Below are 10,787 nucleotides of genomic sequence, written 5' to 3' on the forward strand. Positions count from 1 at the left end.
GAAACACGCGCGCGCAGGCACCGAGCGCGGTTCCGACCGGCCGTGGCCGGGCCTGTCGGATCCCGCTGCCCCTGTCCGGCGCACACCTGGACGGATGCGGTGTGCGCGGACGGAGAGGACCGGTCCTAGCCGGGGATGAGCCCGTCGTCCTGGAGCATCTGCCGCACCTCTTCCATGCTGGCGTCGGCGTGCGGAAGGATGAACTCGGACGGCTCCAGGGCGTCGGGGGGCAGCGGCCTGCCGTCCTCCCGGACCTTCGCGAGAAGGTCGTGCAGGGCCTGGCGGAACGTCTCCTCGTCACCCGACTCGATCGCCGACTCCAGCGCGGAGTCGAAGGAGTTGAGCAGTTGCAGGTCGGCCTCGGTCAGGTCGACCTGGCCCTCACCCATGATGCGGACGATCACGAGCCCTCCCGGTTCCCGGTGCTGCCGGCGCCGTTCCCGCCCTCGATCTGAGGGGTGGAGCTGCCGCCGCCGAGCTCCATCTTCATGCGCTCCAGCTCGGCCTCGACGCCGGTGGTGCTGGCCATCCGGTCGAGCTCGCTCTGGATGTCGTCCTTGGCGGTGCCGGTGACGTCGTCGAGCGCGCCGGAGGCGAGCAGTTCGTCGACGGCGCCGGCGCGGGCCTGCATCTCGGCGGTCTTGTCCTCGGCACGCTGGACCGCCATGCCGACGTCGCCCATCTCCTCGGAGATGCCGGAGAAGGCCTCGCTGATCTGCGTCTGGGCCTGGGCGGCGGTGTACGTCGCCTTGATGGTCTCCTTGCGCGTGCGGAAGGCGTCCACCTTGGCCTGGAGGCGCTGGGCCGCCAGCGTGAGCTTCTGCTCCTCGCCCTGGAGGTTGGCGTGCTGCTCGCGCAGGCCCTCGATCTGCGTGGCCAGGCCGGAGCGGCGGGTGAGGGCCTCGCGGGCGAGGTCCTCGCGGCCCTGGGTCAGGGCCGCCCGGCCCTGGTTCTCCAGCTTGCCGGACTGCTGCTCCAGCTGCTGGATCTGGAGCTCGACCCGCTTGCGGGAGGTCGCGACGTCCGCCACCCCACGACGGACCTTCTGCAGGAGTTCGAGCTGTTTCTGGTACGAGTAGTCGAGGGTTTCCCTGGGGTCCTCGACCGAGTCCAAGGCCTTGTTGGCCTTGGATTTGAAGATCATCGAAAGTCGCTGAAACACGCTCATCGGCGTGGCCGTCCCCTTCTCGGTGCGTACATCGGCTGTTCCCAGCGGGCGCTTTGCCCAACCCTACGCGGTCTGGCCCGCGGTCGCCATAAAGCTATGACCGGCTACCCTGTGGGTGTGTTCCGACGTCGCTCCGCTTCCGCAGCCACGGATTCGCACTCTTCCGAATCCGCCAGCCCCGAGGCCACTGAGGCCACCCAACCTAAGGGATACACCCCCAAGAAGGGTGTCCCCACCCCAAAGCGCAGGGAATCCGAGACGATCCCCCGCAAGCCGGTGAAGGCCCCCGAGAGCCGTAAGGAGGCCTACCGCGCCTACCGGGACCGTCTCGACCGTCAACGCGGCCAGACCGTCCGGAGTTCCGGCGGCCTCAAGGGCGTGCCCAAGGACGAGGCCCGCTACTACCGCCAGCAGGACCTGGGCGAGGCCCGCGCGTTCGCCCGCGACTACATCGACTCGCGCCGCAGCGCCAGCGAGTTCTTCCTGCCGTTCTCGATCGTCATCATCGCCCTGCTGTTCATCAACAACCCGCTCTTCCAGGTCGGCGTGGCCTACGTGGCCTGGCCGCTGATGATGGTGACGATCATCGCCGAGGGCGTCCTGGTGGGCCGCGCCGTCAAGAAGCGCGCCCTGGAGTACTTCCCCGACGACACCGCCATCCGGGGCATCGGGATGTACGCGGCCATGCGCCAGCTGCAGTTCCGCCGCCTGCGCCTGCCCAAGCCGCGGATCAAGGTCGGCGAGGACCCGACGCCCCGCGGCGCGCGCTGACTCCCCGCGCCTCCCCGCCCCCCGCGCCACGTGAGTAGGGCCGGTGTCCGCACCGGCCCTTCACTCCTCCCCGGCTCGGGAGCGGTCCCAGTCATGCCGTTACATTCCTGACAAATCGGCACGATCCCCCACTAGAGTGCTGCCCATGGACTTTCGGCATCTAGGCAACAGCGGTCTCATGGTCAGCGAGATCGCCTACGGGAACTGGCTCACCCACGGCTCCCAGGTGGAGGAGGACACGGCCGCGGCCTGTGTCCGCGCGGCCCTGGACGCGGGCATCACCACGTTCGACACCGCGGACGTGTACGCCAGGGGCAAGGCCGAGGAGGTGCTCGGCCGGGCGCTGAAGGGCGAGCGCCGGGACGGCCTCGAGATCTTCTCCAAGGTCTACTGGCCCATGGGCGACGGCAGGAACGACCGCGGCCTCTCCCGCAAGCACGTCCTCCGCGGCGCCGAGGACTCCCTGCGCCGCCTCGGGACCGACTACCTGGATCTGTACCAGGCGCACCGGTTCGACTACTCCACCCCCCTGGAGGAGACGATGCGGGCGTTCGAGGACCTGGTCCGCCAGGGCAAGGTCCTCTACATCGGCGTCTCGGAGTGGCGCGCGGACGAGATCGAGCAGGCGCTGAGGATCGCCGACGAGATGGGCTTCGACCGGATCGTCTCCAGCCAGCCGCAGTACAACATGGTGTGGCGGGTCGTGGAGTCCGAGGTCGTCCCGGTCTGCGAGCGCGAGGGCATCGGCCAGATCGTGTGGTCGCCCCTGGCGGGAGGCGTCCTGAGCGGCAAGTACAAGCCGGGCCAGGACCTGCCGGAGGGCTCGCGCGCGACCGATCCCAAGATCAAGCAGGCCATCGCCGACAAGGTCGGCGACCAGGTCCTGCTGGAGCGGGTCCAGCGGCTGGAGCCGCTGGCGGCCGAGGCGGGCCTGACCCTGGCGCAGCTGTCCCTGGCCTGGGTCCTCCAGAACCCGAACGTGTCGTCGGCGATCATCGGCGCCTCACGCCCCGAGCAGGTCGAGGGCAACGTGAAGGCCGCGGGGGTCCGGCTCGACGCGGACCTGCTGGAGCGGATCGACGAGGTCCTCGGCGACAGCGTCCAGCGCGACCCCGCGCTGACGAAGAGCCCCGAGGACGTCCACGGCATCTAGCCCGGCGTCCGGCCCCGGGCCCGTGACCGTGCTGTCGTCCGGTCACTGGCCCGGGCTGTGGACGGGTGCGCCGCACGACCACGTCCCGGGCCCGCCTTCCGGGGCTCCGCCCGTCGCGCCCGCGGGGGCGGCGGGCGCTCCCCCGCCGGAGCGCGTCCGGCGCCCGGGCCGGGGCGCCGGACCCGCCGCGCGCGGCGCGGGCGCCCTACTCGACGGGCTCCAGGGCCATCGCGTAGACCTCCCGGTCGTCCTCCAGGAGGGCGACGCGGCCGACGCCCCCCTCGGCGAGCTCCTGCCAGTTCTCCCCCAGCCAGCTCTCCGCGTCGCCACGCGAGGTGAACGACTCGGACGGCAGGTCCTCCGCCAGAGGGTCGGCGCCGTCGGCCTCGAAGTACCGCCAGGTCCACGCCATGTTCGACCGCCCTTCGTCACGCAGGCCGCGGTGGTGGTCACCGTGATCCTGTGCCGAGCTTAACCAAGGCGCGGTCCGGCATGCTGTTTACTTTTCCGGTGCGTATCCGATTTCAGGGGACGGCGGGTCCCGCGGGCTGGCCCGCACCGCAGTGCACCTGCTCCTCCTGCAACAAGGCCCTGGCCGAACGCCGCCTGCCCGTGCGGGTGACCGTCGACGACCGCTTCCGCGTCCGCGAGGCGGGCGCGGTCGGCCCCGTGCCCCCGGGATACACCGTGTCCGCGACGCCGGACGGCTGCCTGGTCGAGGCCGCCGACGGCGGCAGGCTGCTCTACGCCCGGTCGGGCCCGGGCCCGCTGCCCGGCGGCCCCCCGGTGGAGGCACGGGCGGAGGGGCTCTCCGGCTACTCCTCGGCACGGCCCGAACAGCAGGTGGACATGGTCGTCGTGGACGCCGCGCGGCGCCCGGAGGTCATCGGCGAGCTGCGGCGCTCGGGGGTGATCGGGGTGACCACCGCCGTCGTGGCCGTGGGCGGCGACCACCGGATCCCCTCGCCGCAGGAGTTCGCCCGGCGCGCGCGGCTGTGGGGCGCCCTGGCCCCCGGAGACGGCCAGGTCATGTCGTGCCCGCCGTCCGTGTGGCCGGAGCCGCGCCCGCAGGGGCCGCACCGGACCCTGGTCACCGGCGGCGCCCGCTCGGGGAAGTCGACGGAGGCGGAGCTGCGCCTGCTCGCGGAGCCGAGGGTGCTGTACGCGGCGACCGGGCCGGAGCCGGACCCGTCCGAGGACCCCGAGTGGGCCGACCGGGTGGACAGGCACGTGCGCCGCCGCCCCTGGTGGTGGCGGACCGAGCAGACCGCCGACCTGGCCCCGCTGCTCCGGCGGGCGGGGGGAGCGGTCCTGGTCGACTGCCTCGGCACCTGGCTGACCCGGGTGATGGACGGGGCGGGGCTGTGGGACGAGGCGCCGCCCCCCGACGCCGAGGAGCGGGTGGAGGCGGCGGTCCGGGACCTGCTGGAGGCCTGGCGCGGGACCCGGGCCTACGTCGTGGCCGTCACCAACGAGGCGGGGTCGGGGGTGGTGCCCGCGACCCGTTCCGGGCGGCTCTTCCGCGACCACCTCGGCCGGCTGAACCAGTGTGTGGGAGCAGAGTCCGAGGACGTGGTCCTCGTGACGGCCGGCCGCGTCCTGGAACTGCCTTGACGGGCGGGCCGACGGAGGGCGGTCCCCCCTCCGCGGGCCCGGCCGCGGCCGACGTGCTCGCGGGGGCCCGGATGGCCCTGGGCACGTTCACCGCCTTCCCCGTGCGGGCGGGGCGGGTGGACCGGGCGGCCGCCGGCTGGGCGATGGCGTGGGCGCCCGTGGTCGGCGCGGCCCTGGGCCTCCTCTCCGGCGCGGTCGCGGCGGCCGGCGCCTGGGCCGGCCTGGCCCCCTCCCTGGCGGCGGTGCTCGCCGTGGGCCTGGGCGCGCTCGCGACGCGGGGGCTGCACCTGGACGGGCTGGCCGACCTGGCGGACGGGCTGGGGAGCGGCAGGCCGGCGGAGGGGGCGCTGGAGGTGATGCGGCGGTCCGACATCGGACCGTTCGGCGTGGTGTCGGTCGTGGTGGCGACGGCGGCACAGGCCCTGGCGCTGGGACAGCTGGTGGCGGCCTCGCCCTGGGCCGCCCTGTCCGGGGCCGCCGTCGCGGGCGCGACGGGACGGCTGGCGGCGACGCTGGCGTGCGTCCCCCGGGTGCCGCCGGCGCGGCCCGAGGGCCTGGGGGCCTTCGTGGCGGGGACGGTGCGCGGGCCGCGTGCGGCGGCGGCCGTGGCGTTCGTCGCCGCCCTCTGCCTCACGGGGGCGGTGCAGGCGCCTGCCCTGGCCGCGGCCCACGCCCTCGCGGCGGCGGCGGGCCTGGTCGCCGCCGGGGCGCTGCTGCGCCGGGCGGTGCGGCGCCTCGGCGGGATCACCGGCGACGTCCTGGGCGCCCTGGTGGAGACGGCCTCGACCGCGGCGCTGGTGGCGGCGGCCGCGGCGACCGCGTGGGTGTGAGGCCGGGCACGGTTCCCACCAGGGGGTTCACTGCCGTGCGGTCGCCTCCGGTGGCGGGATGTCGCCATCGTCACATTTTTTCACACGGAGTTTCACGGCCCTCCGGCACGGGCAGGCGCGGGCCCCTGGGAGCGGGCGTGCGACGCCCCCGGTGGGCGACCAGGGGCCCCCTCCCCGCGCGGGCGGGCCGGGGCCGCCCCCGGGAACACCCCCCGCCCCCGGTCGCGCGGAGCGCGGCGTCAGACCCCCTGGGGAGCCGGGGTGCCGCGTCCCCGCCCGGCGCGGGAGGCGACTAGCATCGGGGGTGTGAGCACGTCGTTGGCAGTAAACACGGAGTCCCCCAGTTCGCTCGACGCCGACGCGGTTGTCGTCGGCTACCACTCCGGAGGCGACGCTCCGGAACCCGCGTCGGGCGCGCATGACGTCGACGCCGCCTTCTCGGGCGGCCTCGCCCCGACCCTGTCGCTCCTGGGAGCGAGCGGCGCACCCGAGGAGGTGCACACCATTGCCTCCCTCGGAGCCGTCAGGGCCCCGGTCGTCGTCGCGGTCGGTCTCGGCCCGGCGCCCGCCGAGGGCCCCGTCGACCCCGACGTCCTGTCCCGCGCCGCGGGCGCCGCCCTGCGGTCGCTCGCCTCGCGCCCCGGGGGCACCGGCCGCGTGGTCCTGGCCCTGCCCGCCGGGAGTGCCGCCGAGGCCGGGGCCGTCGCCCTCGGAGCCCAGCTCGGAACCTACGTCTTCGACCGGTACCGCACCGGTGACGAGGCCCGCGAGCAGGCCGAGGGCCGCGCCGCCGGCTCCCTGGTCCTGGCCAGCTCCGCGCCGGGCGCGGACGCGGCCGTCGAGCGCGCCGCGGTCATGGCCGAGGCCGTCAACTTCACGCGCGACCTGGTCAACACCGCCCCGGCCGACCTGGTCCCCGAGGACCTGGCCGCCGCCGCCCAGGAGATCGCCCAGCAGGCCGGCCTCCAGATCGAGGTCCTGGACGAGCGGGCCCTGTCCGAGGGCGGCTACGGCGGCCTGACCGGCGTCGGCCAGGGCTCGTCCAACCCGCCCCGCCTGGTCCGCCTCGCCCACAGCCACCCGGAGGCGACCAGGACCGTCGCCTTCGTCGGCAAGGGCATCACCTTCGACTCGGGCGGCCTCTCCCTCAAGCCCGCGGGCTCGATGGACTGGATGAAGTCCGACATGGCCGGCGCCGCCTCCGTGCTCGCCGCCATGCGCGCCATCTCCACCCTGGGCCTGAAGGTCAACGTCGTCGGCTACCTGGCCGTGGCGGAGAACATGCCCAGCGGCACCGCCCAGCGCCCCTCCGACGTGCTGAGCATCTACGGCGGCAAGACCGTCGAGGTCCTCAACACCGACGCCGAGGGCCGTCTGGTCATGGCGGACGCCCTGGTCCGGGCCCAGGAGGACCAGCCCGACCTGGTCGTGGACATCGCCACGCTGACCGGCGCGCAGCTGGTCGCGCTCGGCACCCGGGTGTTCGCGGTCATGGCCAACGACGACGACGTGCGCGAGGCGGTCGTCGCCGCGGCCGGGGCGGAGGGCGAGGCCTCCTGGCCGATGCCGCTCCCCTCCGAGCTGCGGGCGGGGCTCGACTCCGCGGTCGCCGACATCGCGAACGTGGCGGGCGAGCGCTGGGGCGGCATGCTCTCGGCGGGCGTCTTCCTCCAGGAGTTCATCGGCGAGGGCGTCAAGTGGGCGCACCTCGACATCGCGGGCCCGTCCTTCAACCAGGGCGGTCCGCACGGCCACACCCCGAAGGGCGGCACCGGCGCGGGAACCCGCACCCTGGTCCGCATCGCCGAGGAGTACGCCGAGTAGTCACCGTGCGCGGGTCCGGTCCCGGTGAGCCGGGACACCGCCCGCGCGCGGCCACCGCGGTCGCCGACACCCTCCCCCCTCTGTGGGCGCCACCCGCGGATCCACCACCCACACCAGCCACCACAACTAGGAGTTCGTTCCCGTGAGTGAGAACGGCGGCACCTTCGACCTCGTCGTCCTTGGCGGCGGCAGCGGCGGCTACGCGGCAGCGCTCCGCGCCGCCGAGCTGGACATGAGCGTCGTCCTGATCGAGAAGGACAAGCTCGGCGGCACGTGCCTGCACCGCGGCTGCATCCCCACCAAGGCCCTCCTGCACTCCGCCGAGGTCGCCGACTCCGCCAAGGAGAGCGAGTCCTTCGGCGTGAAGGCCAGCTTCGAGGGCATCGACATCGAGGCCGTGCACAAGTACAAGGACAAGGTGATCGGCGGCCTCTTCAAGGGCCTGACCGGCCTCGTCAAGTCCCGCAAGATCACCGTCGTCGAGGGCGAGGGCAAGCTCACCGGCAAGGACGAGGTGACCGTCGGCGACACGGTGTACAAGGGCCGCAACATCGTCCTGGCCACCGGCTCCAAGCCCAAGACCCTGGGCCTGGAGATCGACGGTGAGAAGGTCATGACCAGCGACCAGGCCCTCGACCTGGGCCGGGTCCCCGAGTCCGTCATCGTCCTGGGCGGCGGCGTGATCGGCGTGGAGTTCGCCAGCGTGTGGCGTTCCTACGGCGCCGACGTCACCATCGTCGAGGCCCTGCCGCACCTGGTGCCGGTCGAGGAGGAGTCGAGCTCCAAGCTGCTGGAGCGCGCCTTCCGCAAGCGCAAGATCAAGTACGAGCTCGGCACCCCGTTCGAGTCGGTCAAGACCACCGACTCCGGCGTGACGGTCACCCTCAAGGGCGGCAAGACCCTCGACGCCGAGGTGCTGCTGGTCGCCATCGGCCGCGGCCCCGTCTCGGAGGGCCTGGGCTACGAGGAGCAGGGGATCACCCTGGAGCGCGGCTTCGTCCAGGTCGACGAGAACCTGCACACCGGCGTCGGCGGCGTCTACGCCGTGGGCGACCTCATCCCCACCCTCCAGCTCGCCCACGTCGGCTTCGCCGAGGGCATCTTCGTCGCCGAGCACATCGCCGGGCAGAACCCGCCCGCGATCGACTACGACGGTGTGCCCCGGGTCACGTACTGTGAGCCCGAGGTCGCCTCGGTGGGCCTCACCTCCGCGGTGGCCAAGGAGCGCGGCCACGACATCGTGGAGATGAACTACAACCTGGCGGGCAACGGCAAGAGCCAGATCCTCCAGACCTCCGGCGCGATCAAGGTCATCGCCGAGAAGGACGGGCCGGTGCTGGGCGTCCACATGGTCGGCAGCCGCGTCGGCGAGCTGATCGCCGAGGGTCAGCTCATCTACAACTGGGAGGCGCTGCCCTCCGAGGTGGCCCAGCTCATCCACCCGCACCCGAGCCAGTCCGAGGCGCTGGGCGAGGCGCATCTGGCCCTGGCCGGCAAGCCGCTGCACGTCCACGACTGACCGCACCACCCGGGGGCGGGCCCACACGGCCCGCCCCCGCACACATCCGCGCTGCCCAGTCAAGGGGTTGGGCAGAGACCGCGCCCAGATCCAACGAGGAACCCATGCCGACTTCCGTTTCCATGCCCGCCCTGGGTGAGAGCGTCACCGAGGGGACCGTCACCCAGTGGCTCAAGAACGTGGGCGACACCGTCGAGGTAGACGAGCCGCTCCTCGAGGTCTCCACCGACAAGGTGGACACCGAGATCCCGTCCCCGGTCGCCGGTGTACTCACCAAGATCCTGGTGGACGAGGACGAGACCGTGGAGATCGGCGCCGAGATCGCCGTCATCGGCGGCGAAGGCGAGAGCACCGACGAGGCCGGGTCCGCGCCCGCCGCCGAGACCGCCCGGCCCGAGGCGGAGCCGGAGCCGGAGCCCGAGCCGGAGGCCGCCCCGGAGCCCGAGGCCGCCGCCGAGCCCGAGCCGGCCGCGTCCCCCGCCGCGTCCGCCCCGTCCTCCGACGGACCCACCACGTCGGTGACCATGCCCGCCCTGGGTGAGAGCGTCACCGAGGGGACCGTCACCCAGTGGCTCAAGAACGTGGGCGACACCGTCGAGGTGGACGAGCCGCTCCTTGAGGTCTCCACCGACAAGGTGGACACCGAGATCCCGTCCCCGGTCGCCGGTGTACTCACCAAGATCCTGGTGGACGAGGACGAGACCGTGGAGATCGGCGCCGAGATCGCCGTCATCGGCGGCACCGGGGGCGAGGCGCCCTCCGCCTCCGAGGCGCCCGCGCCCCCTCAGGCCGAGCCCACGCCGGAGCCGAAGGCCGAAGCGAAGCCCGAGCCCGCCCCGGAGCCGAAGGCCGAAGCGAAGCCGGAGCCCGAGCCGGCCCCCGCCGCGCGCGCGGACTCGGCGGACGACGGCCCCTCCGTGGACATCGAGACCCTCAGCGGCACCGGCCGGGCCTCCGGCACCGACGCCGTCACCGAGGCGTACGTGACGCCGCTGGTGCGCAAGCTCGCGTCCGAGCACCGCGTGGACCTGGGCCGGGTGAGCGGCACGGGCGTGGGCGGCCGCATCCGCAAGCAGGACGTGCTCAAGGCGGCGGAGGAGCAGAAGGCCGCCGCCGCGCGCGCCGCCGCCCCCGCGGCGCCCTCCTCGGCTCCCCGCAAGGTCGCCGCCGACACCTCCCTGCGCGGCCGGACCGAGAAGCTGACCCGCCTGCGCCAGTCCATCGCGGACCACATGGTGGAGTCGCTGCACGTCTCCGCGACGGCCACGCAGGTCATCGAGGTGGACGTCACCAAGATCGCCCGCCTGCGCGAGCAGGTCGCCAAGCGGGACGGGGCCGCCCCGGACTTCTTCGCGTTCTTCGGCCTGGCCGCGGTCGAGGCCCTCAGGACCCACCCCAAGCTCAACGCGGTCATCGACGGTGACAAGCAGGAGGTGACCTACCACGACGTCGAGAACCTCGCCGTCTCGGTGGACACCGAGCGCGGTCTGCTCGCCCCGGTCGTGAAGGACGCGGGCAAGCTGAACCTGGACGGGCTCGCCCGCACGATCACCGACCTGAGCGAGCGTGCCCACACCGGCAGGCTCGGCCCGGACGAGCTGGGCGGCGGCACGTTCACCATCGCCGAGACCGGGTGCACCGGCGCCCTCTTCGGCACGCCGATCATCAACCAGCCGCAGGTGGCCATCCTCGGCACCGGCGCGATCGTCAAGCGCCCCGTCGTGGTCGAGGACCCGGCCATGGGCGGCGAGGTGATCGCGGTGCGCTCGATGGTCTACCTGTCGCTGGCCCACGACCACCGCCTGATCGACAGCGCCGACGCCGGACGCTTCCTCCAGACCGTGAGGGAGCGGCTGGAGGAGGGCGACTTCGAGCGCGAGCTCGGCCTCTCCTAGGATCCGCGTGTTC

General features: G+C 73.5%; 10 protein-coding genes. 7 read left to right on the forward strand and 3 right to left on the reverse strand.

Features of this window, described 5'->3' with window-relative positions; all coding sequences use genetic code 11:
* Positions 1-125: 125 nt before the first annotated feature.
* A complete protein-coding gene (gene pspAA, locus ACWGL3_RS27460; protein ID WP_267948863.1) occupies positions 126-404 on the reverse strand; it encodes a PspA-associated protein PspAA in 279 nt (92 codons plus the stop codon).
* A complete protein-coding gene (locus tag ACWGL3_RS27465) occupies positions 401-1,168 on the reverse strand; it encodes a PspA/IM30 family protein (protein WP_267948862.1) in 768 nt (255 codons plus the stop codon). The genes pspAA and ACWGL3_RS27465 overlap by 4 nt, the downstream gene beginning before the upstream one ends.
* Before the next feature lie 96 nt (positions 1,169-1,264).
* Between ACWGL3_RS27465 and ACWGL3_RS27470 the strand changes: the two genes are divergently transcribed.
* Complete coding sequence (locus tag ACWGL3_RS27470; RefSeq protein ID WP_267948861.1) at positions 1,265-1,939, forward strand: DUF3043 domain-containing protein; 675 nt, start codon at positions 1,265-1,267, stop codon at positions 1,937-1,939.
* A gap of 145 nt (positions 1,940-2,084) precedes the next feature.
* On the forward strand, positions 2,085-3,092 hold the full coding sequence (locus tag ACWGL3_RS27475) for an aldo/keto reductase family protein (protein ID WP_267948860.1): 1,008 nt from the start codon (positions 2,085-2,087) through the stop codon (positions 3,090-3,092).
* Between the two features lie 205 nt (positions 3,093-3,297).
* Here the strand turns inward: ACWGL3_RS27475 and ACWGL3_RS27480 are convergent, their stop codons facing one another.
* Positions 3,298-3,504 (reverse strand): hypothetical protein, encoded by a 207-nt coding sequence (locus tag ACWGL3_RS27480; RefSeq protein WP_267948859.1) that lies wholly within the window; start codon positions 3,502-3,504, stop codon positions 3,298-3,300.
* Between the two features lie 206 nt (positions 3,505-3,710).
* Between ACWGL3_RS27480 and ACWGL3_RS27485 the strand changes: the two genes are divergently transcribed.
* The 5 genes from ACWGL3_RS27485 (at position 3,711) to sucB (ending at position 10,774) form a co-directional block, all read left to right on the forward strand.
* Positions 3,711-4,706 carry a bifunctional adenosylcobinamide kinase/adenosylcobinamide-phosphate guanylyltransferase gene (locus ACWGL3_RS27485; RefSeq protein WP_267950302.1) on the forward strand — a complete coding sequence of 332 codons (996 nt, stop codon included), beginning with the start codon at positions 3,711-3,713 and terminating at the stop codon, positions 4,704-4,706.
* A 71-nt stretch (positions 4,707-4,777) separates the two neighbouring features.
* Positions 4,778-5,536 carry an adenosylcobinamide-GDP ribazoletransferase gene (locus tag ACWGL3_RS27490; protein WP_267950301.1) on the forward strand — a complete coding sequence of 253 codons (759 nt, stop codon included), beginning with the start codon at positions 4,778-4,780 and terminating at the stop codon, positions 5,534-5,536.
* A gap of 306 nt (positions 5,537-5,842) precedes the next feature.
* The gene (locus ACWGL3_RS27495) at positions 5,843-7,360 is read left to right on the forward strand and encodes a leucyl aminopeptidase (RefSeq protein ID WP_344184196.1); all 1,518 of its coding nucleotides are present in this window, start codon (positions 5,843-5,845) and stop codon (positions 7,358-7,360) included.
* 142 nt (positions 7,361-7,502) lie between these two features.
* Positions 7,503-8,879, forward strand: coding sequence for a dihydrolipoyl dehydrogenase (gene lpdA, locus ACWGL3_RS27500; RefSeq protein WP_452461956.1), 1,377 nt, complete (start codon positions 7,503-7,505; stop codon positions 8,877-8,879).
* A gap of 104 nt (positions 8,880-8,983) precedes the next feature.
* Entirely contained in the window at positions 8,984-10,774 is a 1,791-nt protein-coding gene (gene sucB, locus ACWGL3_RS27505) for a 2-oxoglutarate dehydrogenase, E2 component, dihydrolipoamide succinyltransferase (RefSeq protein WP_267948856.1), read from the forward strand.
* Positions 10,775-10,787 lie beyond the last annotated feature (13 nt).

The sequence above is a fragment of the Nocardiopsis sp. NPDC055824 genome (assembly GCF_053616335.1).